The sequence below is a fragment of the Sphingomonas sp. GW821-FHT09B04 genome (assembly GCF_059418285.1).
The window spans coordinates 18,889-44,745 of record NZ_JBWKPO010000004.1 but is presented as its reverse complement, the minus strand read 5'-3'; the positions used below and the strand labels follow the sequence as shown (position 1 = coordinate 44,745).

The 25,857-nt window shown below is 66.5% G+C and carries 14 protein-coding genes and 1 tRNA gene; 6 read left to right on the top strand and 9 right to left on the bottom strand.

The window, feature by feature from the left end; all coding sequences use genetic code 11:
- Positions 1 to 77: 77 nt before the first annotated feature.
- From AC07NK_RS13080 to AC07NK_RS13055, 6 genes are all read left to right on the top strand, one after another.
- Positions 78 to 1,121, top strand: a complete 1,044-nt coding sequence (locus AC07NK_RS13080; protein ID WP_495171040.1) for a rod shape-determining protein — start codon at positions 78 to 80, stop codon at positions 1,119 to 1,121.
- Positions 1,122 to 1,136: 15 nt separating this feature from the next.
- Positions 1,137 to 2,018 carry a rod shape-determining protein MreC gene (locus tag AC07NK_RS13075; RefSeq protein ID WP_495171039.1) on the top strand — a complete coding sequence of 294 codons (882 nt, stop codon included), beginning with the start codon at positions 1,137 to 1,139 and terminating at the stop codon, positions 2,016 to 2,018.
- Positions 2,015 to 2,527, top strand: coding sequence for a rod shape-determining protein MreD (gene mreD / locus AC07NK_RS13070; RefSeq protein WP_495171038.1), 513 nt, complete (start codon positions 2,015 to 2,017; stop codon positions 2,525 to 2,527). Before AC07NK_RS13075 ends, mreD begins: the two co-directional genes overlap by 4 nt.
- Positions 2,524 to 4,566: a penicillin-binding protein 2 gene (gene mrdA, locus AC07NK_RS13065; protein WP_495171037.1), complete on the top strand. Its 2,043-nt coding sequence runs from the start codon at positions 2,524 to 2,526 to the stop codon at positions 4,564 to 4,566. Before mreD ends, mrdA begins: the two co-directional genes overlap by 4 nt.
- Positions 4,563 to 5,684, top strand: coding sequence for a rod shape-determining protein RodA (gene rodA / locus AC07NK_RS13060; RefSeq protein WP_495171036.1), 1,122 nt, complete (start codon positions 4,563 to 4,565; stop codon positions 5,682 to 5,684). Before mrdA ends, rodA begins: the two co-directional genes overlap by 4 nt.
- 101 nt (positions 5,685 to 5,785) lie before the next feature.
- Positions 5,786 to 5,861: transfer RNA gene (locus tag AC07NK_RS13055), tRNA-Lys, on the top strand.
- Between the two features lie 657 nt (positions 5,862 to 6,518).
- Here the strand turns inward: AC07NK_RS13055 and AC07NK_RS13050 are convergent.
- The 9 genes from AC07NK_RS13050 to AC07NK_RS13010 all read right to left on the bottom strand — a co-directional run.
- Positions 6,519 to 8,225, bottom strand: coding sequence for a serine hydrolase (locus AC07NK_RS13050; RefSeq protein ID WP_495171035.1), 1,707 nt, complete (start codon positions 8,223 to 8,225; stop codon positions 6,519 to 6,521).
- Positions 8,226 to 8,357: 132 nt separating this feature from the next.
- Positions 8,358 to 9,701, bottom strand: coding sequence for a LytR/AlgR family response regulator transcription factor (locus tag AC07NK_RS13045; RefSeq protein WP_495171034.1), 1,344 nt, complete (start codon positions 9,699 to 9,701; stop codon positions 8,358 to 8,360).
- Between the two features lie 408 nt (positions 9,702 to 10,109).
- Positions 10,110 to 10,523, bottom strand: coding sequence for a winged helix DNA-binding protein (locus AC07NK_RS13040; RefSeq protein WP_495171033.1), 414 nt, complete (start codon positions 10,521 to 10,523; stop codon positions 10,110 to 10,112).
- Positions 10,520 to 13,588, bottom strand: coding sequence for a UDP-N-acetylmuramoyl-tripeptide--D-alanyl-D-alanine ligase (locus AC07NK_RS13035; protein WP_495171032.1), 3,069 nt, complete (start codon positions 13,586 to 13,588; stop codon positions 10,520 to 10,522). The genes AC07NK_RS13040 and AC07NK_RS13035 overlap by 4 nt, the downstream gene beginning before the upstream one ends.
- Entirely contained in the window at positions 13,585 to 14,772 is a 1,188-nt protein-coding gene (locus tag AC07NK_RS13030) for a beta-barrel domain-containing protein (RefSeq protein ID WP_495171031.1), read from the bottom strand. The genes AC07NK_RS13035 and AC07NK_RS13030 overlap by 4 nt, the downstream gene beginning before the upstream one ends.
- Positions 14,769 to 16,925 carry a type I secretion system permease/ATPase gene (locus AC07NK_RS13025; protein ID WP_495171030.1) on the bottom strand — a complete coding sequence of 719 codons (2,157 nt, stop codon included), beginning with the start codon at positions 16,923 to 16,925 and terminating at the stop codon, positions 14,769 to 14,771. Before AC07NK_RS13025 ends, AC07NK_RS13030 begins: the two co-directional genes overlap by 4 nt.
- A complete protein-coding gene (locus tag AC07NK_RS13020; protein WP_495171029.1) occupies positions 16,922 to 18,235 on the bottom strand; it encodes a TolC family protein in 1,314 nt (437 codons plus the stop codon). The genes AC07NK_RS13025 and AC07NK_RS13020 overlap by 4 nt, the downstream gene beginning before the upstream one ends.
- A gap of 104 nt (positions 18,236 to 18,339) precedes the next feature.
- Positions 18,340 to 25,458 carry a BapA/Bap/LapF family large adhesin gene (locus AC07NK_RS13015; RefSeq protein WP_495171560.1) on the bottom strand — a complete coding sequence of 2,373 codons (7,119 nt, stop codon included), beginning with the start codon at positions 25,456 to 25,458 and terminating at the stop codon, positions 18,340 to 18,342.
- Positions 25,455 to 25,857, bottom strand: a 403-nt coding sequence (locus tag AC07NK_RS13010) for a hypothetical protein (RefSeq protein ID WP_495171573.1), incomplete at its 5' end; no start/stop codon positions are given. The genes AC07NK_RS13015 and AC07NK_RS13010, both read right to left, overlap by 4 nt.

Below are 25,857 nucleotides of genomic sequence, written 5' to 3'. Positions count from 1 at the left end.
TCCGCCCGGATCGGTCCGGATTAGTCTCAGTGCGATTAAGCGGCTTGGGCCCAGCCGCAACAGGACGGTGCGATCAAATGGTATTTTCCCGCCTTTTCAAGTTCATGTCTCACGATCTGGCAATCGATCTGGGAACCGCGAATACGGTCGTGTACCTGCGCGGGCGCGGGGTCGTCCTGAACGAACCGTCCGTGGTAGCGGTCGAAACAATCAATGGCGTCAAGCGCGTCAAGGCTGTCGGCGACGACGCCAAGCTGATGATGGGCAAGACCCCGGGCAGCATCGAAGCGATTCGTCCGCTGCGCGACGGCGTGATCGCCGACATCGATGTCGCCGAAGAGATGATCAAGCACTTCATCCGTAAGGTGCATGGCGGACAACGGCGATTCATGCGCTGGCCCCAGATCGTGATCTGCGTGCCCTCCGGCTCCACTTCGGTCGAGCGCCGCGCGATCCGCGACGCCGCGTCCAACGCGGGCGCAAGCCAGGTGATGCTGATCGAAGAGCCGATGGCGGCTGCGATCGGCGCCGACATGCCGGTGACCGAGCCGATCGGCTCGATGGTCGTCGATATCGGCGGCGGCACCACCGAAGTCGCCGTGCTGTCGCTGCGCGGCCTCGCCTATTCGACCTCGGTTCGCGTCGGCGGCGACAAGATGGACGAAGCCATCGTCTCCTATGTCCGCCGCAACCATAACCTGCTGATCGGCGAGAGCACCGCCGAGCGCATCAAGCAGGAAGTGGGCGTCGCGAAGCCGCCTGCGGACGGCGTCGGCAAGACGATCCACATCAAGGGCCGCGACCTCGTCAACGGCGTGCCCAAGGAAATCCAGATCAACCAGGGCCAGATCGCCGAAGCGCTGAGCGAGCCGGTCGGCACGATCGTCGAAGGCGTGCGCATCGCGCTCGAGAATACCGCTCCCGAACTTGCGGCGGACATCGTGGATCAGGGCATCGTCCTCACCGGCGGCGGCGCGCTGCTCGAAGGGATTGACGAGGTGCTGCGCGACGAGACCGGGCTGCCCGTCACCGTCGCGGAAGACCCGCTCACCTGCGTCGCACTCGGCACCGGGCGCGCGCTCGAGGATCCGATGTTCCGCGGCGTGTTGCTCGCAGTCTGATAAGGGCGACGGGAGATGGCGCCGCCACGCAACCGGCGCCCCGGATTTTCACGGCGGGCGCAGTACGGCCTCTTTATCAGCTATGTCCTCGCGGGCGGCGGTGTGCTGGTCGGCGTGGTCTTGCTGCTGCTCTCGACCTTGCATCCGCCCGCCTTCGCGGCGGTGCGGGGGACGTTCTCCGAGCTGGTGACGCCGGTCGCCTCCGGCCTTGACGGGGTGCGCCGCGGCGTTTCCGGCATCCCGTCGGGCATCGGCAGCTTTTTCGGGGTGCGCAGCGAGAATGCCGCCCTGCGCGCCGAGGTCGAGGCCAACCGCAAACTGGTCGAGGAAGCACGGATCGCCGCCTATGATAACCGGCGGCTGCGCGCGACGCTCAGGCTGCGCGACCGGATCTCCGCACCCGTGGTCACCGCACGCCTCGTCTATTCGACGGGATCGAGCACCCGCCGCTTCGCGACGCTCAACGCGGGATCGTGGCAGGGCGTAAGCGCCGGACAGCCGGTGCGCAGCGCCGACGGGCTGATCGGTCGCGTAGTCGAGGTCAGCCCGAATACCGCTCGCGTGCTGCTGATCCTCGATCCCGAGAGCATCGTTCCCGTGCGCCGCGTGCGCGACGGCCTGCCGGCCATCGCCGCCGGACGCGGCGACGGGCTGATCGAGATCCGCTCGGCAGGCGCGGCGCAGGTGCTGTTCGAACCGGGCGACGCCTTCGTCACCTCGGGTACCGGCGGCATCTTCCCGCCCAACATCGCGGTAGCCCAGGTCCGTAACCGCGCGCGCGACACCGCTGAAGGCACACCCTACGCGAGCCCCGACACGCTCGACTATGCGGTCGTGCAGCAGAGCTATTTCCCGGAGGCCGGCACGGTGCGCGCGCCAGAGGCTGCGCCGCGGTGAGCGGATCGCCCTTTGCCGGCCTGGGCAAGGTCGACACCTCCGCCCGTGCCCGCTGGCTCGCCCCGCTCTCGATCGTCATCGGGTCGCTGACGGTGCTGGTGCCGTTCAAGGCATCCTTTCCGATCCTCCCGCCGCTCGGGCTGATGATGCTGCTCGCGTGGCGGCTGCATAGACCCGACCTGTTGAAGCCTTGGGCAGCGGTATTGCTGGGGTTCGCCGACGATCTGGTCAGCGGACAGCCGATGGGCAGTTCGATGGTGTTCTGGACGGTGTCGTTCATCGCGATCGATGTGCTAGATACGCGGATCGTGTGGCGTGATTTCCTTCAGGACTGGCTGCTGGCAGCAGGCGCGATCGGCTTCTGCCTGATCGGCGGCCGGCTGGTCGCTGCGCCGCTGGGCGCGCATGTCGATACCGTATTGCTGATCCAGATCCTCATCGCGATCGCGTTGTTCCCGGTCCTGTCGCGCCTCGTCGCCCGGCTTGACGGCAAGCGGAGGACAAGGTGAACGGCCCCGTCCGCATGATCAGCGAGGCGCAGCAGACCTACAGCTTCTCGCGGCGCGCGGTGTTCCTGGGCGCTGCGCAGGTGGCCGGTGCGCTGATCCTTGCCGGCCGCATGACCTGGCTCTCGGTCTTTGAGAACGACAAATACCGGCTTCTCGCAGAGAGCAATCGCGTCAATCTGACGCTGATCCCGCCGCGACGCGGCTGGATCGTTGATCGCGCCGGGGTGCCGATCGCAAACAACCGTACCGATTTCCGCGTCGATATCATCCCCGACCGAATGGAGAAGGACAGCCGCGACCGCGTCCTCGCCTCGCTGCGCGATCTGCTGGCGCTGACCGCCGAAGACCTGACCCGGATCGAGGACGATCTGAAGGGCGCAGCCGGCTTCCAGCCCGTTCAGGTCGCAGAGAATCTGGACTGGGAGCACTTCGCTGCGGTCAGCGTGCGCCTGCCCGAGCTGCCCGGCGTCGCGCCCACCCGCGGTTTTGCGCGCAATTATCCCGCGGGCGCAGCCGTCGCGCATCTGGTCGGCTATGTCGGCGCGGCGACGGCGGAGCAGTTCAAGGCGACCAAGGACCCGTTGCTCGTCACCCCCGGCTTCAAGCTTGGCAAGGACGGGCTGGAGAAGGTGCTTGAGGGCGAGCTGCGCGGCAAGGCGGGCGCCAAGCGCGTCGAGGTCACCGCGCGAGGCAAGCTGGTCCGTGAACTCGCCACGCGCCCGGACGAACCCGGCAAGACGATCCGGCTGACGATCGACGCGGGACTCCAGGAATATGCCGCGCGGCGGCTGGGCAATGAATCGGGCTCGGTGACCGTGTTCGACGTCACCAATGGCGATATCCTCGCGATGGTGTCGATGCCCGCCTACGACCCCAACGCCTTTTCGGACGGGATCAGCCGTACCGAGTGGAAGATGCTGTCGGAGGACGACCACCTCCCGCTGATGAACAAGACGCTTCAAGGTCTCTATCCACCCGGGTCGACCTTCAAGCCCGCGACCGCGCTCGCCATCCTGGGCGGAGGGATAGATCCCAATCGCGTCGTCTATTGCAATGGCGGCTACCAGCTCGGCAACCGCCGCTTCGGCTGCCTTGGCCGTCACGGGCCGATGACGATGCACACCGCGATCGCGCGCAGTTGCAACACCTATTTCTACACGATGGGACGTGAAGTCGGCATCGAAGCGATCGCCACCGCCGCCCGCAAGCTGGGCTTCGGCGCGGAGTTCGACCTCCCTTTGCCCTCCCAGCGTTATGGAACCATCCCCGACAGCGCGTGGAAGCTGCGCCGCTACAAACAGGAATGGACGCAGGCAGACACGCTCAACGCTGCGATCGGCCAGGGCTATGTCCTCGTCAGCCCGTTCCAGCTGGCGCTCTCCGCCGCACGTATCGCGTCGGGACGTGAACTGATCCCGTCGCTGCTCGCGGCGAAGCGCAACGCGCCCGTCCATCTCGACTTCCCCGAATCGCATCTTGCCATCGTCCGCGCGGGAATGGACGAGGTGGTGAATGGCCGCGGCACCGCGGGCGCGTCGAAGCTGCGGCTCGATGGCATTCGCATGGGCGGCAAGACCGGCACCGCGCAGGTGCGCCGGATCATGGACCGCAACCGGGGTCAGGGCGGCGAGTGGAAGTATCGCGACCACGGCCTGTTCGTCTGCTTCGCGCCGGTCGACAATCCACGTTATGCCGCATCGGTGGTGATCGAGCACGGCATGGGCGGAGCGCGCGCCGCGGCCCCGGTGGCGAAGGACGTGCTCACCTGGCTGTTCGACCGGCAGCAGGCGATCGAAACGCTCGCCCGGTTCGAGACCGAATGGGGCGGAGATATCCGCGCGCGAATGGCCGCCAAGGACAAGGCCTATCGTGCCGCACAGGGCCTTCCCGCAGCAGCGCCCACGCCGGGCGCCACACCATCGCCGACGCCGACGCCCACCGCCTCACCGCGCGCGACGCCGTCGCCTGTGCCTCGACAGGCGGCACCCGCTGCCGCTCCGCCCTCTCCCACCGCTTCGCCACAGGTCCCCAGCGAATGAGCCGTCCCGGTTTCGTCCCCGCCCCGCTGGCGCAGCTCCCGTGGTTCATCATCCTGCTCGTCAGCGCGATCGGGGCGTTCGGCGTGGTGGTGCTGTTCTCCGCAGCGGGAGGCGATCCTAAATGGGCGATGCCGCAAGGGGTCCGCTTCGGGGTCTTCCTCGTCATGGCGCTGGCGCTGTCCCGCGTGCGGGTAAGTCACTGGTCGATGATCGCCTTTCCGCTCTACGCCATCTTCCTCGTCATGCTGATCGGGGTGGAGTTGCTCGGTGCGGTCGCAGGCGGGAGCCAGCGATGGCTCGACCTCGGCTTCATCCGGATTCAGCCATCCGAGATGATGAAGGTCGCAATCGTTCTCGCCTGCGCCAAATTCTACGACATGCTTCCATCGAGCGAGATCCGCCGCTTCGGCGCGATCTGGCCTGCCGCAGCGATGATCGGGGTTCCCGCCGCGCTGGTGATGCTCCAGCCCGACCTCGGTACCGCGTTGATGATCACTGCGGGCGGGCTGACCGTCATGTTCCTCGCCGGAATACCGCTCCGCCTCTTCATCGGCGGCACGCTCGCGCTGGCGGTCTCGGTGCCAATCATCGTCAATTATGTGCTCCACGATTATCAGCGCAACCGGGTGCTGACCTTCCTCAACCCGGAGAATGATCCGCTCGGCACCGGCTATCATATCAGCCAGTCCAAGATCGCGATCGGATCGGGCGGCTGGTTCGGCAAGGGCTTCCTCAACGGTACCCAGAGCCATCTCGACTATCTGCCCGAAGGGCATACCGACTTCGCACTGGCAACGATGATGGAGGAATGGGGGTTGATGGGCGGCCTGTTCGTCATCATCGCCTTCGGCCTGCTGATCCGCTGGGGGATCATGGTCGGCGTGCGCAGCCAGACCCGCTTCGCCAAGCTGACCGCGGCGGCGATCTCCACCACGATCTTCTTCTACGTCTTCATCAACATGGCGATGGTGATCGGTATAGCTCCGGTTGTCGGCATTCCGCTGCCGCTGATCAGCTTCGGCGGATCGGCGCAGATGACGACGCTGATCTGCGTCGGAATCCTGATGTCCCTCGACCGTGAAAACCGGGAAAATCGCAATACCCGCAGCTGGCAGTAGTTTTTCGTGCGAACGGGTGTTGCCAACCCGAAAACCCGATGCTAGTGGCCCCGCTCCCGACCGAGGCAGCGCCTTCCAACAGCGCTCCTGATCGCCCGGATGGACGCATAGCTCAGTTGGTAGAGCAGCTGACTCTTAATCAGCGGGTCCTTGGTTCGAGCCCAAGTGCGTCCACCACCTTCTCACTGAAATCACAGCATTTTTCTGAGAGCACCTTTCGGCGTAGAGCGCGAGGTCCGCCGCCAGATTGGGCAGACATGATAGCGGATATGGCGGCTGTGGCGGCGGAAGGCCGCGCAGCATGTCCGGGGGATATTGCCGTAGCGGCCGGTTCTTCGCGGCCTTGGCGTCCGCAAGCGAACAGGACGGTGGCACGTCGAGCACCTGCTGTTCGACGCGCCGACGGGCCACAGGCGGACGGTATCCAGCCCTGCTCGCTCCGCCAGGGCGGACTGAATGCTCGCTTTGAGGACGCATACCTGCCGAGCCAACATCCCCTTGCAATGTTGGATTTCGCCTGCTCACCTCATCCAGTCGCATGACGACCGCTCTTTGACCCCGTCGATCCGCACGTGCCAGACAGAAACCTGACAGCCCGCCGACAGAAGCGACCAAAGTGACAGAATGAATCGCGTTCCGCGTAATTACGTCAACTTTGGTTGACACGCGCCAGCACACCGTCAACCGCGGGCCAACCTGCCCTCCCCTCTCCGTATGCTAACCATCTTTTCAGAGGGGACGGGATGCCGCGACACGACATCCAGGGTCGTCATGAACAGCTGGCGCAGGCGATCAGCCTGCTCGATTAAGCCACGGGCTGGGACGATGCACGCGTCAGGGCTCCCGCACGAACCGTATGTTGCGAGCGCCATTCATCCACGCCGCGAATCCGTCGATTTTGCCATCAGGCGCGCGCGAGAAGACGAAACTGCTCGTGCCGCGCAACCGCGCCGTGAAGCCGTCGGCGAAGCACGGTGTCAGCGGCCATTCGACTGCAAAGGGTTGACGCATGACGAGACCGTCACCCTTCCGAACCACCAAAATGCGCCTGTCCAGCTCAGCACTGTAATAGGTTCCGACATAGGTATCCAGCGTGACGGGGTCGGCTGTGGCAGGTGCAACCGCCACGAAGCGTCGGCTGCCTCTGTCGGTACGCAGGGTGGTTTCGACGACCTTCCCCGCCTCCCGGACAAACTGCGCCATGCCTCCGTCCGCGCTCCGGAATCGGTCCTTGCCCATGGGGGTCAGCCGCTGCGTCGGCCCTCGCTGGAGCATGAGCCGCCCATCGACGATTGTTGTCGCCACGAGTTCGCCAGTCACGGGATCGCGGAACACCCCCTGGTATTGAGCGACGTCCGGGCCGGCGGGGCGGATCGGCGAAGTCATGGGCGACGGCGCCGAAGCCACGGGCTTTCTCTCGATATAGCCGGCGGCGCGGAGCGCCTGCTCGGCAATGCCCTCGCCAAGCTTCACGGGATCGACATCGCCATTGTTGCATAGGAGCACAACCGAGACGCGCTTCGCGGGATAGCGGCCCGTCCAGGCCTTATAGCCGGCAGTGGAGCCGCTATGGCCGATCAGGTGCAATCCGTGCGCCTGGGCAATCTCAAGGCCAAGGCCGTATGGGACCGGTGTACCGTTCCGCAATTTGCCCGGTGTCTGCAGAGCCGTCACCAGCGCCTCGCCGCCGGGCAGATCGGAAGGGCGGTCGAGAAACGCGTTCCAGCGCAGCAGGTCCGCGATCGTGGTGAGGAGCCCGCCATTTCCATAGACGTTGGTGAAGGGCATGTTGGCGATAAAGCCCCCGCCGCCCGAAGCATAGGCCATCGCACGTCCGGGCACGACCGTGCGGAAATCCTCCCGCCACCGGCTGTGGTTCATGCCCAATGGCTGGAACAGGCGCTGCTCGGTGAAGCGTTGCAGGCTCGTGCCGCTCGCGCGCTCGATAATGATCGCCGCGAGCGCGTAATTTGTATTGGTGTAGAGAAACTCCGCGCCGGGCGTGAAATTCAGGCCCTTCTGACGTGAGGCCAGGTCGAGGATCATGCTCAAGCTATGGACCTGGGTGCCCGGGCCGTTGCCGGTCAGGGCGAGCAGGCTCCACTGCTCGCGCAGCCCGCTGCTGTGGATTAGCAGATGCCGGATCGTGATCGGCACGCCATAGTCCGGCATCTCCGGCAAATATCGCCTGATATCGTCGTCCAGTGCCAGCTTGCCGTCCTGAACCAGCAGAAGGATCGCAGCGGCGGTGAACTGTTTGGCCAGCGAACCGGTTTCGAAAACCGTGTCGCCCGTGATCGGTACGGGGTGTTCGAGATCGGCTAGTCCATAGCCGCGTATCACCGGAGCGGTTCCGGCGATCGACACGCCTACCGCGCAGCCGGGAGTCGTCGGTGCGATCGATGCAAAGGCTGCGTCGAGGTCGATTTTGGACCGATCTTGCGGACCTGCTGTGCGTAGAAGATCCCCGCTCTCAAAAGGAGCGGCCCCCGCTACATTAGCGGAAATGCAGGACAGGACCGCGACGGCAACGAGACGCATTGAACGCATTGGACTCTCCGATGACTTGCAATCGCTCAAGCGCAGATCGAACGGCTGCCCAACAGCGGATCGGTGAATGCCCCTCAGCTTCGGTGAACGGTCGCGATGAAACCTAAGTGGATCGGCCCGAGCTCAGGCCGCCGCCGCGACCGGGCAAACCTCCAGGGCCTCGCGCAGGGCAGGCAGGCGCGAGCGGCTGACCGGCAGCGCCCCCCCTTCACTCAAGTGCAGCCGCCAGCCGCCGCCGTCACGTTCCAGCCGTTGCACCTGGGACAGGTTTGCGATCACCGATCGATGGATGCGCAGGAAGCTTGCCGGTAGTTGGCTTGCAAGCCCGTCGAGGCGCGCCGCGTGCAGCAGGCTGCGGCCGCCAACCAGTCGCAGTTCGACATAGTCGTCGGCGCCCACCACGGCCAGAATCTCCGCAATCGGAACCAGTTCGACACCACGCGCTGAAGCCACCGTCAGGCGGTCCGGCTGGCTGGCCGCATGCGTCAGCGCGGCTTCGCGGCCGCGATTGTCGCGACCGAGGCGCACGACCTCGACCATCAGCAACGGCAACACCAACCCCGCAGCCAGCAGGAAGTAGGAAAGATCGGTGAACCATTCGGGAAGGCCAAGGGCCAGCGCGAGGAACAATATGAGATAGGCAAGGGTCGGTCGCGCGCCGGGAAGCCGCCGCCACACCCCTGCCGCAGCCGGCAGGGCGGCAAGCCCAACCCCCAGGATAAGTGCCCATATCGTCTTCATTTCGAAGCCCGGCAGCAAAACGGTAACGCCCACCAGACCGACGGAGAGGCCGGTGACAATGATGCCACGCGTTCCAGACAGGAAACGAATGGAGACGTATCGCACCAGCAGGATCGCAAAGACCGCTGCCAGGGCCCAGATGGCGCTCATCCGCCAGGCATGCAGCGGGTAGGCATAGTCGAACAGCGTCCGCAGGCTCTCGACAATGGCCTGCAGCGTCGCAACGCCCGCCATCGCAGCCAGGATCAGGCTGGTCCCGGTGCGGCGGATGGCATGGATGACCCCGAAGCCGAATGCTGCGGCCAGCAATGTGCCGGCTGCGAGGAAGGTGACGGCCAGAGGCGCGATGCGCGGCGGATACGGATAGGGCAAGACCGCAACGGCCCTCATCGGTCGCGCGAAACGCAGGCCACCGTGAAAGGACGATAGTCGCAGCACCAGCACGTTTCCGCCAGGCCGCCAGATAACCTCGCTGATTGGGAAGATCGCCTGATAGCGCCCGGGGGTCTCTTCCTGTGCCGTAGCGCCCGGACGACCGTTCGCGCCAAGGTGCTTTCCATTGAGCCAGGCTTCCGATGAGGCGACCCCCGCCACATAGAGGGCGCGCGGATGGGGGTCCGTCGGGGCGTGGACGATGGTCCGGATCCAGATTTCCTGCCCTTGAGGATCAATGAAATCCCCAATCGGATGACAATCGCTGAGCACCGGATCGGTCTGACCGGCCACGCCATTACAGGCTTGCCATGTGGCGTCCCTAGCGTGCACCGGCGACATGAATATCGTCAAGAGGAAGGGGAGCACAAGGATTCGCCACATGCGTTTCCTCTAGGCTCCAGTTCCCCGAGATGCACCGCCATTCGCCGATCACGAGTGCCCTGGACCGAGCCGCCACAGCCGGGCGAGCCTTGAACGGCTCGACCGGTGTCATGACCAACACATCGCTCAATCGCCACATGCTGTGAGCAACCCGACTAGAGCTCCAGGTACCTGATGAGCGGCGGCTTTCGGGATCGTCAACGGGCGAACTGTACGACCGCAATGAGGGCGCATTCCAGCCACTCGTTCAAGTCGTGAAGCAGGCGCCCGATCCGCGAAAATGGTCCACTGGGTTTGCCCAGACCCATCCTCGAACGGCTATCGTGTGACCATGGCCATGTCTTCGAGGATAGCCTGCATGGCTTCGAAACCGCGGACGGTGAGATCGACCTGAATCCGCCGGTGATCCTGGCCATCGGTTTTCCGGCAGATCAACCCCGCGGTTTGCAGCCGGTCGAGGCGCCGCACGGCACCGGCCGGGCTCGTCCCGCATAGCAAGGTCAGTTCCTTGACGCACAGCAGCCGGCCGGTTTGCCGCGCGATGAAGAGTTCGAGCATCATGTCCCAGGCTGCGTCGCGTGGCACGTCACCCGAGCAGATCCGTTCAAGCTTACGCCGCGCCTCGAGCACGCTGCGGGCGACAGAGGCGAGCACCACACTCTTCTCCGCCTGAGTGATATCCGCCTGCTGAGTGGCACCTGCCAGGAGTGACGAGGCTACTGGAGCGTTCATCGCGCGGGCTCCAGTTCTGTTTTTGCAGGCGATTCCATTGTGTGGCTCGCCACGCGCAAGGCCGAGACGAGGCGATGGATGCCGCTGCCATGCGATCCCTTGAACAGAACGGCGTCGCCGTCGCGCAGTAGCCTGGGAAGCGCAGCGCCGAGCGCCTCGATGGACGGAGCGTGCTCGCCCCGCTGCGCGATTCCGACCCGCTCGCGAAAGCCGAGATAGAGATCGCCGACCGTATGTACGGTACGGATCGACGGGGTGACGCACGCGGCGAGCGCATCATGATAGGCTGCGGCATCATGCCCCAGCTCGAGCATCTCACCGAGTATTGCCATGCGTCCGTTAGCCTTTGTCTCGGCAAGCCGCTCCAAAGCGGCCGCCATGGATGCGGGATTGGCGTTGTAGCTGTCGTCGATGATCGTGAGCCGCCGCCCGTCAAACGTGATTTCGAACATTGCTCCCCTGCCGTCGAGCGCCTCGAAACCCGCGAGTGCGTGCAGGCCCGGCTCGACGGACAGGCCGAGGCCATCGAGCGCCGCCAGGACCGCAAGGCTGTTGCGTGCGATATGCGCGCCTCTCGCTGCAACGTGGAACCGGCGCTCGCCGTGCGGCGTCTGCGCCACGACGTTGCCTGAGGCTGGATCATACGCGTCGAGTCGATAGGCGGCTGCGGTCGAGGTGCCGTAGAAGATGAGCCGAAGCCCACGCGCGAGCGCGAGGGCGGCCACCGTATCGCATTCGGGCATGTCGTGATTAAGAACGACCAGCCCGCCCGCTCCCATACCCTCGAAAATCCGCGCCTTGCGCCGCGCAATCGTAGCCAGATCCCAGTGATACTCGAGATGTGCGGGGGCAATATCGGTGAACACAGCAACGTCTGGTCGGGCCAGCGCCGCATTCTGGCGCATCCGACCGATCGCGAGTTCGAGCACGATATATGCCGCGTCCTGTGGGACTGACGCGAGGTTCCATGCGACGCCGAGCGGCACATTCGCGTTCGATCGGGTTCGCCCGACCTCGCCATAGGGTTCCAGCGCCTCGCCCAGCATGGCGACGAGCGTGGTCTTACCGACACTGCCCGTAACACCGATCACCCAACCCTTGAGGCGACTACGAGCGTCGCGACCGAGTGCAGCCACCGCGGCGGCCGGATCGCTGACATGAAGCGTCGGGACGCCGCTGGCCGCGAACCGTGCCGGCTCGGACGTCAGGATCGCGGCGGGCACGACCGGAAGCCGCTCCACGGCCTCCGGCAGCATCCCGATCTCGCCTTCGCGGAAGCGTGCCGCGACCATGTCTCCCGGGCGGAAGCCCGGCGCATGAATGGCCAGGCCCTGCGCCTGCCAGCCATCGCCAGGATCCTCGATCCATGCTCCACAGGCTGCCTGCGCGACGGCAGCGGCACTCCAGCTGGATCGCGCCTCGTGCCGTTCGCTCAGATGACGGCGATAGGCGACAAGGCCGGAGAGGTAATGCTCGACATCATCGATCCGCACGCGGAAGCCGTGATGGCGGATGAAGAAGCTGCCGGTGATCCGCGCGGGGTTGGCGAAGAACATTGCGAGTTCGGGCCAGAAATGGCCGTTGAGGAGATAGTGAGCACGGGTGTGCATCGCGCGATCGAAATGCGCGAGATCGAAGCCGTCGAGCAGGTGCAGGTGCGCCGGATCGGCGCGCAGCCGGGCAATGACCTGCTCGCTCGCCATCATCAGTTCAAGCAGGGTCGGGAATGTGGTGACGCGCCTCTCGACGAAATCGAGATGATCGCGGACATTGTCGAGCGCGAAGCGGAACCAGCGCTCCTCCGGCCGATGCCGGGTCAGCGCTGCAACGGCATAGCCCAGCCAGTGATCATGGGCCTTTGCATGCCCCGCCGCCTCGAAGTACGCGAAGGCGCGCTCCACCGCGTCGAGCCAGCGCGCATCGCCGGTCAGTTCGTAGAGACGCATAAACCCGAATGCGGCCTCGCCGTCATAATAGATGATGCGGAACGGCTCGCGCACCTCGAGCCCGGGATAGCCGAGCACGTGCACGAAGCTGCCATCGGGGCGCTGCATGTGAAGCACGCCTGCAGCCAGCCGCTCGAGCAGCGGACGATACCCATCGCTGCCGATGACCTCGGAATATTTGACCAGTGCCAGCAGGCACACGGCATTGCCGCCGAGCTTCACCTCGCCATTGGCTTCGGTGAGAAAGGCCGCGGGCTCTCCGTCCGGCAGCGTTGCCGAGCGGATCAGCGTACCAGTCAGATAGTTGAGCGCGCGGCGGATCGCATCAAGCAGAACCGGCGCGCGCGTGACTTCCCACGCTTCGAGCATGGCATAGACGCTGCTCGCGTGGCGCAGCGCATTATATGCATCGATCGGCCGGTCGAAACAGGGGTGCCAACCATAGTCGAACCGCCCGTCGAGTTGCACCTGATCGGCGAGATACAGGCTGCCCGCATCGATCAGCGTGCGCAGCCGGTCGGGATCGAGACGGTCGATCCGCCGCCGCCCGCCATTGCGCCCTGTCGGCCCGATCGGATGGGTCATGCCGTCCTCGCCGACAAAGGCGCCGGCAGTGGCAAAGGTCCAGACCGGCACGTCATCGCCCAGATCGAGCTCCGTCGACCCGTATTTGAGGCAGGCGTAGATGGCGAAGTTGTCGGGATTGAGTTGTGCGCACGGCTCGGCCCGCCCGCCATAGAGCATGGCGTTGGCGTTGAGTTCGGTTTCCAGGAATGCTCGTTCGAACGCTGCGTCGAGTGCAATACCGAGACGGAAGTAGTTGCGTTTTGTGCGCGACACTCGTTCGCGCAACGCCCCCCAGGTCGTGCAATCGCAGGCGATGATCCAGTCGGCACGCAGCAATCGCATCGCGGCAGCGTCCTGCGGCAGTTGCGCCGCGGCCTCGCTCCACGCTGCCTCGGCGGTCCCGCCCGCGCCGGTGACCACCCGGGCGCGCTCGTTTCCGCTGCTCCACGACAGGAACAGCACTGCCCGCCGGGCGCCTTCATGTGGGATAACGGGAGCTGTGACGCAGGCAGTGCGGAGGGCGGCGAGCCGGGCTTCGATCGGAGCGCTCATCGCTCGCGCAGCGCCTCCCGCGCGCGATTGAGCGGTTTGAGCAGATATTGCAGCACCGTCTTGCTGCCAGTGTGGATGTCGACGGTGGCAATCATGCCCGCGCCGATCGGAAATTTCCGGCCAGCCTTGTTGACCAGCGCGTCGCTGCGCGTGCGGACGAAGACGCGATAGTAAAAATGGTCGCGGTTGACCTCGTCCTGGATCGTGTCGGGGGAGATGCTGGCGACCTCGCCTTCGAGCCCGCCATAGATCGAATAATCATAGGCCGAGATCTTGACGCTGGCGCGCTGGCCGGGGCGGATGAAGGCGATATCGCGCGGCGACATGCGCGCCTCGATCAGCAGCTTTTCGTCAAGCGGCACGATCTCCATCAGCCGCCCGTTGGGCGGCACCACGCCGCCGATCGTCGACACCTCGATATTCTTGACGATCCCGCGCACCGGCGAGCGCAAGGTCAGCCGTTCGAGCGTATCGGAGCGCCCGCGCACCACCGGCGCCAGTGCCTCGGCGTCCTCGCTGACCTTGGCCAGTTCCTGCCGTGCCTCGACTGCATATTGCGAGCGGATGTCCGATTTCTTGAGCTCGAGTTCGGCGCGTTGGCGCTGCAGGCGCAGCATCTCGACATTGCTCGCCGCGCCGACCTTGAACAGGCGCTCGGCGATATCGAGTTCCTTGCTCACCAGCGCCATCGACTTGTCGATCAAACCACTCGAATCCGCGAGGCTGCGCCGCCGCGCGGCATAGAGCCGCTCTTCGTCCGCCTTCAGCTCAGGAAATTCATCGAGCTCAGCCGGGAATTTGAGCGATACGCCATTGGCCTCCGCTTCAAGGCGGGCCGAGCGGGCAAGCGCCGCTCTATACTTGGCCGCGCTCTCGTCCATCGTCGAAACCGCCTGTGTGGGGTCAAGCTGGGCGAGCAGCTGGCCGGGTTCGACGATATCGTCCTGACGCACCGCGAGTTTGGCGAGGATACCGCCTTCGAGCGACTGGATCACCTGCTCGCGCTTGGTCGGGACGACGCGTCCGGTGCCGGTGGACACTTCGTCAAGGCTGGCGAACCACGCCCAGCCGAGCGCCGCGGCGAACAAGGCGGCGATGACCCACACCGTCCGGCGCGAGGCGGCGAGCTTGCCTTCTCCCTCATCGCCGAATGCGTCGGCGTCATGCCAGGCCAGCGTCGTCATGCGGCACGCATCGGCGCTGCGCGCATCGCGTTGAGCGCTTCGGTCTTCGGCGCATCGAGCACGATCCGCCCCTGATCGACCACGATCACGCGATCGACCAGATCGAGCACGCGCATACGGTGCGTGGCGACGACCACCGTGCGATGCGTGCTCCATGCACCGAAGCGCTCGAGGAAGCGGCGCTCGGCAGCCTCGTCCATCGCCGCGGTAGGCTCGTCGAGCAGCGCTATGGTCGGATCGCGTAGCACGAGGCGCGACAGCAACAATGCTTGCAGCTGGCCGCCCGACAGGCCGCGCCCGCCCTCGAGCACGACATGCTCCAGCCCGTCGCGCAGGCGCCGTACGAACTGGTCGGCGCCGGTCATCGCCAGTGCGGCGAGGATATCGGCACTGCCGGCATTGGGCGCGCCGAGCAGCAGATTCTCGCGCAATGTGCCATGAAACAGCCGGCTGCTCTGGGTAAGCAGCCCGACGTCGCGGCGGACATCGGCCGGGTCGATCTGATGCAGCGTGAGATCGTCGAGCAGGACTTCCCCCGACAGCGGCTGGAGCATGCCCGACAGCGCCTGAAGAAGGGTCGACTTGCCGGCGCCGTTGCGACCGAGGATCGCGACTTTCTCCCCCGCCGCCATATCGAGCGAGTCGATCTGAAGTACGGGCGGGGCGTTGGCCTCGCCATAGCCGAACACGCCTGCACGGATCGTGAACTGCCCCGTCGCGGCGGCGAGCGGGACGCGCTGAGTCGCGTCGGCGGTATCGACCGGAAGCGCCATGATCTGGTCGAGGCTGCCCATCGCGATGCGCGCGTGCTGCCAGCGGCTGAGCAACTGGGTCACCTGCGCCATCGGTCCCATCATGCGCGACCCCAGCATCGATGCGGCGATGAGACCGCCGGTAGTGAGGTCGCCCGCGATCACCATCGGTGCGCCTATCAGGATCACCGCGGCATAGGCGGCGGCCTGAACGTTCTGAGTCCATGCGGTGAGGCCGTTGGTGAGGCTGCGCAGCTTGAGCTGCGCCTCACCCGCCACCGCATTGTAATGGTTCCACTGGCGCTGGAACCGTTCCTCGGCCTGCAGCGCCTTGAGATCCTCGATGCCCTGAACTGCCTCGATCAGCATCGCGTTGCGCAGCGAGCTTTCGCGCATCGCTTCGGTCGCAAGCGCGCGCAGTCGCCGCTGCAGCAGCAGGCCGGGCAGCGTCATCAGCACCAGCGCGGCGAGCGGCACCAGCGCGAGCAATCCGCCGATATAGAAGAGCACACCGGCAAACAGCAGGAAGAAAGGCAGGTCGGCCACCGCGGAGACGGTGGTCGAGGTGAGCAGGTCACGTACCTGATCGAGATCGCGCAGCTGCGCGATAAAGGTACCGGTCGAACTCGGCCGTTCGCGATTGCGCACGCGCAGGGCATGGCCGAACACGACATCCGAGATGCGCAGGTCCGCGCGTTTGCCCAGCACATCGACCAGATTGGTGCGCAGCCGGCGCAGCAGAAAGTCGAACAGCAGCGCGATCATCACCCCGACGAACAGGATGTAGAGCGTGGGCAAAGATCCGGCCGGTACAACGCGATCATAGACCTGCATCGAGAACAGCACACCGGCGAGTCCGAGGCAGTTGGTGACGAGCGAAGCCACCGCAACGTGGCCATAGGCATAGGCGTCGCGCGCAAGGATGCGGCGCAGCCAGCTTTCTTCGAACGGGCGGATATAGGTATCGACCCGCGCATCAGGCGCCGAGCGCAGCGGGCGTGGCACGAAATAACTCGCCGCGAAATGCTTGATATCGGCGAGCGGAAGCCGGGTCTCTATTCCGCCTTCGCCCGCGACATAGCAGGCCGCGGCCTCATAGGCGTCGATCGCAGTGACCAGCACGAGATCGCCGCTCGACAGCTTGACGATCACCGGCAGGCGCCAGCTGTCCAGCCGCATCGCAGACGGATCGACCACGCGCAGCGAAAGCCCGTTGGCGCGCGCGATCGCCCGCACGCATTCTTCCTCGCCGTTCTCGCTCCGCCATAGCCCGGCAAGCCGGGCGCGCTGCTCCGAAACCGGCAACCGGAAATGGCGTGCGGCCAGACTCAACATCTCGAGCCAGCCTTCGATCGGCGCTGCTTCTTGCAGCGGCAGAAGGAAGGTGGCGTGCGCGTTCACAGTGTCACCCCCCGCACGGTCTTTCCGGTCAGCCCGAACATCTGCCGCGCGCGCCCCGAATAATGGAGGCATTCCATCTGCAGGCGGCGCAGGTCGTGGACCGTGTTGGCGGCGTCGAAACGCACCTGATGCAATTCCTGCTCGGCGTTGAGCAGGTCAACCAGCGTGCGCGTGCCCATATCGAGATACTGGAGCCGGTAGAGCTTGCCCGTCTGCTCCATGTTCTTTTCACGCGAGCCCAGTGTGGCGAGCAGCTGGCCGAGCCCGGCGACCTGCTGCTGCGCCTCGCTCAGCCGCTGGCCGGCCTCGGTTCGCGCGCGTTCCGCTGCGGCATCGGCGGCGCCGGCGGCATAGCTCGCCCCCCGCGCCCGGGCACGCGATGCGCCGCCGTTGAAGACGTTGGTCGTGACGCGCAGCCCGAAATTATAGGTGCTGCGGGTACCGAACGGCGAGAGCAGGTCGGTGGCCGCGTCCCCGCCGAACGCAATTGTCGGCTTGCGCTCTGCCTGGCTGCGCCGCACGTCCGCGGAAGCACGTTCCTTGAGCGCGTCGGCGATCATCACCGCGGGTATCTCGTCCATCGACGGCGATGCACGCGAGCAGCTTTCCCCCAGCCACGCCGGTACCGCGGCCGAGGCCGCCGGCGGCGCCTTGCGCCCGGTCAGATAGGTGAGATTACTGCCCCAGCGGCGCTTTTCGGCCTCGATCTGGGTGAGCGTCGCTTGCGCGGCCTCAAGCCGGGCCTGTGCCTGCAACGCGTCCGACTTGGTCGCCGCCCCCAGCTCATAGCGGGCGCGAACCATGCGATTGATCTGACCGACGCGTTCGAGCTGTGCAATCGCGACGACGCGCAGGGCGTTGGCGCGCTGCAGTTCGATCACGGCCAGTCCAGTTTCGCGCAGCAGCAAATCGGTCGCGAGCAGCAGTTCGGCCCGTCCGGCACGCGTGTCGGCCTGCGCCGCGTCGACGGTGGCGCGAGTCTTGCCGAAGTCGAACAACATCTGCGACGCGCCGACTTGCGGGCGCGGGCGCCAGTTCGCGCCGAGGTTGTTGTCATAGCCCATGCCGACACCGGCGTTGATCTGCGGGGAATAGGCGGCGCGGGCGACGTTGACGTCCTCGCCGCGTGCGTTGAACGTGCCGGCTGCCTGGCTGAGCGAGGGGTGCCAGGCGACAGCCTCCAGCGCTGCCCCCTCGAGCGTTATTGTTTCGGACTGTTGCGCCAGTGCATTGGACATAAGCGCGGCAATTGCCGTCGCCGTTGCGCCAAGAACGCCGCACAGCCCGAAGCGACGATGAAAGCCCACCATCGTGCCGATCCTCTCTGACCGACACCAGATTTGCAAATGATCGTTAAAAGTTAACTAACGAACTAATAATTGCGTCAAGATATATTCTTGATCGATTTAATCAATCAAGGATATCCACCCGTATTACTTCCGTTATTGATCTTATCAATCTCATCATTGACCGGAAGTTGACTTATCACGTCCTGCGCATGGTATTCATGCACCAGATCATCGCGGGTCAGCGGCTTGGCCGTTTGTTCGGTGTCGCTGCGTCCGAGATAGGTTTCGAGTACCTTCTCAAGTTCACCCTGCCCCTCGAACATTTCATGGACCAGGCTATCGAACTTGCTGATACTTGCCAGATCGTCATTGGGTTGCACATGACTGCCGATCAGCGTGTCGAGCGTGATGGTATCGAAGCCCGAATCGTCGAGCACCGTCGTGACCGAGAGCGGCTCGGCCGGCCCGTCGGCGGGCATGTCGATCGTCACGGTGAGCGTTGCGGTCGAGACCGCGCCGCCCGGCTGGACAATCTGGTAGGTGAAGCTCTCCGACAGGTCTGCCGGCGCGTAGGCGAGGCTGGCATGCGGGGTGTAGACATAGTTGCCCGTCTCATCGACCGTCAGCGTGCCGTACACGCCGCTGACGGTGACAGGGGTGTCGCCGATCTCGGTGAACCCACCCGGCGTCTGGATACGCACGGTCGCGAACGCGCTGCCGACCGCATCATTGTCGAGCAGGTCGCCGGTGGCCGGCGTCGTCCCGGTCGCGACGAACTGATCGAGATGCGTCACGCTCTCTGCAACATAGACGCTGGTGCCATAGCCGGTGCCGACGACATTGGTGCTGGACACGGTGTAATTATAGACACCCGGTGGAAGATCCTGGAGGGTGAAGCTGATGCCCGAGCCGAGCGGCAGCCCCGCCACCGCGGTCTGGGTCACCGTTCCGACGACGGTGCCGCCGGCGTCGTAGACCGTGATCGTGTAGGTCGGCAGCAGCGAGAGCAGGCCGGTGCGGATCGCAGTAATCGTGATGTCGGCGCTGCTGTTCGCGGCGATGGTGAAGGTGTCGCTGCCCTCGCGCGTGACCGGCAGCACGAGCGCGCCCGGCGTATTGAAGCTGAACTCGAGCGCCGCGGGCACATCGGTCACGACATTCTCGTAACTCACACCCGCGACCGCGCTGTCGTTCGCCGCGACCGGCGCGGCGGTGACGTCGTCGCTGCCGATCGTGATCGACAAGGTCGCGCTCTCCAGTTCGCCGTCGCTGGGATCGCGCAGCGTGTAGGTGAAGACGTCAGTCCGCCCGATCACCGAAGCGCTCGCGCTCGGCGTATAGCTGTAGCTGCCGTCGCGGTTGATGATGAGCGTGCCATAGGCGCCGTTGACGACCGTCCCGTCGACGGTGACCTGGGTGGTCACGCCGTTGACGGTGACGCTGGTCACCGCTGTGCCCGGGCTGACCAGGTCGATCTCACCGCCGGGGCCGGGATCGGTGATGACGTTGCCGGTCGCCGTACCCGGCACAACGCCGCCGATCTCGGTGAAGTCCGAATCCGTGCCGCTGACGTTGAGGGTGCCGAGCAGCCCCACTCCGGCCGCGCCCTGGAAGGTCAGGAACGCGCGATAGTCGCCCGGCCCCAGCGTCTCGTTCGCGACGAGGTTGCCATTGAGCAGGCTAAGCTGGAGCAGCGTGCTGTTACCCGGCCCTTCGACCGCGACCCAGTTGGTGCCGTCGAAGCGCTGCACGATCACCGTATAGCCGCTGAGCACGCCGATATTCAGCAGCGCGTCATAGGTGAAGCTGGCATCAAGGCTGTGCCCGTCCGCCACGGTGAACTGGACGCTGGGCGTGCCCAGCACCTGCGCATCAAGGTTGAGCAGTCCGAGCGAGACCAGCGCCAGATACTCCGCATTGCCGTGGTTCACGCTGGTCGTGACGGGCAACAGGTCGATATTGACGGTATCGCTATTGTCGAACGCGTCGATATCGAACGGCGCGGCGACATTGGCGGCGCCCGAGCGATTGCCCGCGGCGTCGGCCTGAGTCACCCCGAGCGTACCGCCGGAGATCTGGGCCGGCGTAAGCCCGATCGAGAAGCTGCCATCGCCGGCGACCGTACCGGTGCCGATGACGGTCCCCGCCCCGTTGCGCACCTGGACGGTCGCGCCGGGCTCGCCGGTGCCGGTCAGCGTGGTGCCATCGCCCGACACCGCGAGCGCTGACGGCGGCGGCGGGGCAGTGATGTCGGGCGCGACCGTACTGGCCGGCGTCGAGACATTACCCGCCCCGTCAGCCTGGGTCGCGCTGACCGTTTCGCCATTGGCCTGCGGCGTGGTGAGCGTCGCCGTATAGCTGCCATTGGCGCCGACGATCGCCGTGCCGATCAGATTGCCGGCAGGATCGGTGATGCGCACGGTCGCGCCGACCTCGCCCGTGCCGGTGACGACGGTGCCATCGCCGGAGACTGCAAGCGTCGGAGCGTCGGGCGCGGTGAGATCCGGCGCGATCGCGGGTACGGGCGGCGAGACATTGCCCGCGCCATCGGTCTGGGTGACACCGAGCAACTCGCCATTGCGCTGCGGAGGCGTCAGCGTTGCGGTGTAGCTGCCGTCGCCGGCGACAATCGCGGTGCCGAGAACCCCGCCCAACTGGTCACGCACAGTGATCGTCGATCCGGCGACGCCGGTACCCGTGACCGCCCCGCCATCCGCAGTGACGGTCGCAGTCGGTGCTGGCGGCGCGGTGCCGTCGGGGGCGATCGGATTGGCCGGCGGCGAGATGTTGCCGGCGGCGTCCGCCTGAGTGACGGTAAGCACCTGCCCATCGTCCTGCGGCACGGTCAGGGTCACGCTATAGCTGCCATTGGCTGCGACGACGGCCGTTCCGATGATCGTTCCGCCCGGATCGCGCACGGTCACCGTCGCGCCGGGCTCGCCGGCGCCGGTAACCAGCGCGCCGTCAGGCGATACCGAAGCGGCCGGAGCCGGTGGCGCGGTGATGTCCGGCGCCAGCGCCGGGGTTGCCGGAGAGACGTTGCCCGCCGTATCCGCCTGCCGCACGGCCAGCTGTTCGCCATTGGCCTGGACCGGGGTGAGCGGCACGCTGTAGCTGCCGTCTGCCACCACAATGGCGGTGCCCAGGACCACGCCGCCCGCGCCGCGAACCGTGACGGTCGCACCCGGCTCGCCCGTCCCCGTCACCGCCGTGCCATCCGGCGATACCGTCGCGACCGGAGCCGGCGGCGCGGTGATGTCCGGTGCGGTCAGCGGAATTGCCGGCGAGACATTGCCCGCAACGTCCGCTTGCGTCGCAGACAACGTCTGGCCATTGGCCTGCGCCGGGCTGAGCGTCGCAGTATAGCTCCCGTCGGCGGCCACGACCGCGGTACCGACGATCGCTCCTCCCTGACCGGTAATGCGTACCGTAGCGCCGGGTTCACCGGTGCCGGTCACGCTCGTGCCGTCCGCGCTGATCGTGGCTGTCGGGGCATCGGGCGCGGTGAGATCGGGCGCGGCAACCATAAGCGGTGGCGAGTCGTTCCCAGCCGCGTCGGCCTGCACAATCCCGAGCTGCTCGCCATTCCTTTGCGGTGGAACAAGCGTTGCCGTGTAGCTGCCGTCAGCAGCCACCACCGCGGTGCCGATCGTCGCGCCGCCGGGACCGGTGACGGTGATCGTCGCGCCCGGTTCGCCGGTGCCGGTCACGCTCGCGCCATCGGGCGCGACGGTGCCGGTCGGCGTGTCAGGCGCGGTCAGATCGGGCGCAGTCGCCGTCGCCGGGGGCGAGTCGTTGCCGGCCGGGTCGGTCTGGACCGCAGTCAGCAGTTCTCCGTCGACCTGCGGCGGTGAGAGCGTCGCGGTGTAGCTGCCGTTCGGCGCCACCGTTGCAACACCGACGACCACACCATCGGGATCGGTAATGACGATCGACGCGCCGGGCTCACCAGTACCGGTCACCTGCGTGCCATCAGCCGAAACCGTGGCAGTCGGCGCATCCGGCGCGGTGAAGTCTGGCGCTGTTGCGCTCGCCGGAGACGATGCGTTCGCTGCGGCATCGGCCTGCGTGGCAGTCAGCAACTCGCCATCGACCTGCGGCGGCGCAAGTGTCGCGCCGTAGCTGCCATTCGCCGCGACCACCGCCGTGCCGATCACGACACCCAACGGATCGCGGATCGTGACCGTCGCACCGGGTTCGCCGGTGCCGCTGGCCGTAGCCCCATCGGCACCGATCACGAGCGTCGGCGCGGCCGGTGCCGTGATGTCCGGCGCAGTCGCCGAGGCCGGCGGAGAAACATTGCCCGCCGGATCGGCCTGGGTGATGCCGAGTTGCTCGCCATTGGCCTGAGCCGGAGTGAGCGGCACGCTGTAGCTGCCATCGGGGGCAACCACCGCAGTGCCGATCACGGCCCCGCCCGGCGCAGTGACGGTGACGGTCGCCCCGGGCTCGCCGGTGCCGGTCACAGCAGTACCGTCGGGCGATACGGTTGCGGTGGGCGCATCGGGTGCAGTCAGATCGGGTGCCATCACGCTGGCGGGCGGTGAAACATTGCCCGCACCGTCAGCCTGCGTGACGCTCAGCGTCTCGCCATTAGCCTGAGGCGGAACGAGCGTGACGGTATAGCTGCCGTCGGGGGCGACCACAGCGGAGCCGAGCGGCGTCCCGCCGGGGTCCCGCACGGTGACGGTGGCGCCCGCCTCACCACTACCGGTGACCGTCGTGCCGTCCGGCGAAACCGTGGCGGAAGGCGCCGGCGGCGCGGTGAGGTCCGGCGCGGCGGCGGATGCGGGCGGAGAGAGATTGCCAGCCGCATCCGCCTGCACGACGCGCAGGAGCTCCCCATTGGTCTGAGCGGGGCTGAGCGTCGCGGTGAAGGTGCCGTCGCCTGCGACAACGGCTGTTCCGATCGGCGTTCCACTGGGGTCGGTAATCGTCACCGTCGCGCCCGGCTCGCCGGTGCCGGTGACCGTGTCGCCATCGGCATCGACGGTCGCGGTCGGCGCGGCTGGTGCGGTGAAATCGGGTGCGGTCAGCGGGACCGGTGGCGAGATGTTGCCCGCCGCGTCGGCCTGTCGCACCGTGAGCTGCTCGCCATTGGTCTGTGCCGGCGAAAGCAAGGCGGTGTAGTTGCCCGCAGCATTGACCGTGGCGGTGCCGATCACGATGCCGCCAGGCGCGGTAATGGCGATCGTCGCACCAGGCTCACCGGTGCCGGTCACGATCGAACCCGTATCGTCCAGATCCGCGGTCGGCGCGGCCGGCGCCGTCAGGTCTGGCGCAAATGCGGTAGCGGGCGGTGAGACGTTGCCGTCTCCATCGGTCTGCGTGACGCGTACGGTCTCGCCATTGGTCTGCGGCGGGACGAGCGTGACGCTGTAACTGCCGTCGATGCCCGCAGTCGCCGTGCCGAGCGGCACGCCGCCGGGGCCGGTCACGCGAACGGTCGCGCCCGGTTCGGCCAGCCCGGTCACCGCCGTGCCATCCGCCGACACCGCCGCGGTGGGCGCGTCCGGGCCGGTGTCGGGGACCAGATCGGGCGCAGGCGCAGTCACCGGGGGCGAGACATTGCCTGCCGGATCGGTTTGCCGCGCCTCGAGCAGTTCGCCGTCAATCTGCGGCGGCGCAATCGCCGCGACATAAGTGCCATTGGGCGCAACCGTCGCGGTGCCGATCACCACACCGAGCGGGTCGCGGATGGTGACGGTCGCGCCGGGTTCACCGGTGCCGCTAACCGACTCGCCGTCGGCAGCAACTGTCAGGGTCGGCGCGGCAGGTGCGGTGAGATCCGGTGCGGTCACCGGCGTCGCCGCGGATGGATTCCCGGCGGCATCGGTCTGCGTCACCGACAGCGTCTGGCTGTCGACCTGCGCGGGGCTGAGCGTGACCAGATAATTGCCCTGCGCATTGACGACCGCAGTGCCCAGCACGGCGCCTGAGCCGTCGCGAACCGTGACGGTGGCCCCCCGCTCGCCCGTACCACTGATGGCCTGGCCTGTGGCATCAATCGCTGCCGTTGGCGCCGGCGGCGGGGTGATATCAGGTGCAGCCACGCCGAGCGGCGGCGAGACATTGCCCGCGGCATCCGCCTGAGTGACGCTGAGTTGCTGACCATCGGCCTGTGCCGGGCTGAGCGTCACACTGTAGCTTCCGTCAGCGGCGACCGTCGCAGAGCCGATCACGGTGCCGCCCGGGCCGCGCACGGTGACCGTTGCGCCCGGCTCACCGGTACCGGTGATCAGGGTGCCGTCACCGTTCACCGTTCCCGTCGGGGCGGCAGGCGGGGTCAGGTCCGGCGCGACCAGCGGCGTGTCGGGCGAAGCATTGCCGGCGCCGTCGAGCTGCCGCACGGCGATCGCCTCGCCATTGGTCTGAGCGGGGCTAAGGGTGATGGTGAAGCTGCCGTCCGCGCCCGCCGTTCCCGTGCCGATCAACGTGCCGGCGACATTGCGCACCTCGACGATCGCCCCGGGCTCACCGGCACCGGTAACCGTGGCACCATCAGCGGAGATCACGGCGGACGGATTGGCGGGGGGCGTCAGATCGGGCGAGGGCAGCTGGGTCGGCGGCGAGACGTTGCCGGCCGGATCCGCCTGCACCACGCTAACCGGTGCGCCGGTGATCTGTGCCGGCGAGAGCGTTGCGCTGTAGCTGCCGTCGGCGGCGACCACAGCCGAGCCGATGGGGTTTCCTGCGGCGTCGCGCACAGTAATGGTGGCGCCGGGTTCACCGGTGCCGGTCACCACAGTTCCGTCGGCCGAGATCGTGGCGGCGGGCGCCCCGGGCGCAGTCGTGTCAGGCGCGGTCAGCGCCGCAGGCGGCGACTGGTTACCCGCAGCGTCGGTCTGGGTGACGGTGAGCGCCTCACCATTGGTGCGCGGGGCAGCAAGGGTAATAGAGAAGCTGCCGTCGGCAGCGACAACGCCGGAGCCGATTGCGGCGCCGCTGCCGTCGCGCACAGTAACGGTGGCCCCCGGTTCGCCCGTGCCGCTCACCACCACGCCGGCGGCGTCGATATCGGCATCGGGCGCGGGAGGCGCGGTGAGATCGGGTGCGAGTGCACTGGTCGGTCCGGAGACATTACCCGCAGCGTCGGTCTGAGTGACGGTGAGCCTCTCGCCATTGGTCTGCCCCGGGGTCAACGCTACGCTGTAGCTGCCATCCGCGGCCACCGTAGCGCTGCCGAGCAGCGCGCCCGCAGCGGAGCGTACCTCGACACGCGCGCCAGGCTCGCCCGAGCCTATAACGGCGGCGCCGTTCGCGCTGACCTGAGCGAGCGGCGGCGGCGGCGCTTCGGTGTCGGCATCGGCGTCGGCGTCCGCGTCAGCATCGGCGTCAGCATCAGCATCAGCATCAGCATCGGCATCAGCGTCAGCGTCAGCGTCAGCATCAGCGTCGGCGTCCGCATCGGCATCAGCATCCGCATCCGCATCCGCGTCGGCATCAGCATCAGCATCAGCATCAGCATCCGCGTCGGCATCAGCATCAGCATCAGCATCAGCATCAGCATCCGCGTCGGCATCAGCATCAGCATCAGCATCCGCGTCAGCGTCAGCATCCGCGTCAGCGTCAGCGTCAGCGTCAGCGTCAGCGTCAGCGTCAGCGTCAGCGTCAGCGTCAGCGTCAGCGTCAGCGTCAGCGTC

Bases quoted from the DNA above. Each gene is read 5' to 3' on its own strand.
- AC07NK_RS13080 (WP_495171040.1), top strand. From the start codon at position 78: ATGGTATTTTCCCGCCTTTTCAAGTTCATGTCTCACGATCTGGCAATC.
- AC07NK_RS13075 (WP_495171039.1), top strand. From the start codon at position 1,137: ATGGCGCCGCCACGCAACCGGCGCCCCGGATTTTCACGGCGGGCGCAG.
- rodA (WP_495171036.1), top strand. From the start codon at position 4,563: ATGAGCCGTCCCGGTTTCGTCCCCGCCCCGCTGGCGCAGCTCCCGTGG.
- AC07NK_RS13050 (WP_495171035.1), bottom strand. From the start codon at position 8,225: ATGCGTCTCGTTGCCGTCGCGGTCCTGTCCTGCATTTCCGCTAATGTA.
- AC07NK_RS13040 (WP_495171033.1), bottom strand. From the start codon at position 10,523: ATGAACGCTCCAGTAGCCTCGTCACTCCTGGCAGGTGCCACTCAGCAG.
- AC07NK_RS13035 (WP_495171032.1), bottom strand. From the start codon at position 13,588: ATGAGCGCTCCGATCGAAGCCCGGCTCGCCGCCCTCCGCACTGCCTGC.
- AC07NK_RS13030 (WP_495171031.1), bottom strand. From the start codon at position 14,772: ATGACGACGCTGGCCTGGCATGACGCCGACGCATTCGGCGATGAGGGA.
- AC07NK_RS13020 (WP_495171029.1), bottom strand. From the start codon at position 18,235: ATGGTGGGCTTTCATCGTCGCTTCGGGCTGTGCGGCGTTCTTGGCGCA.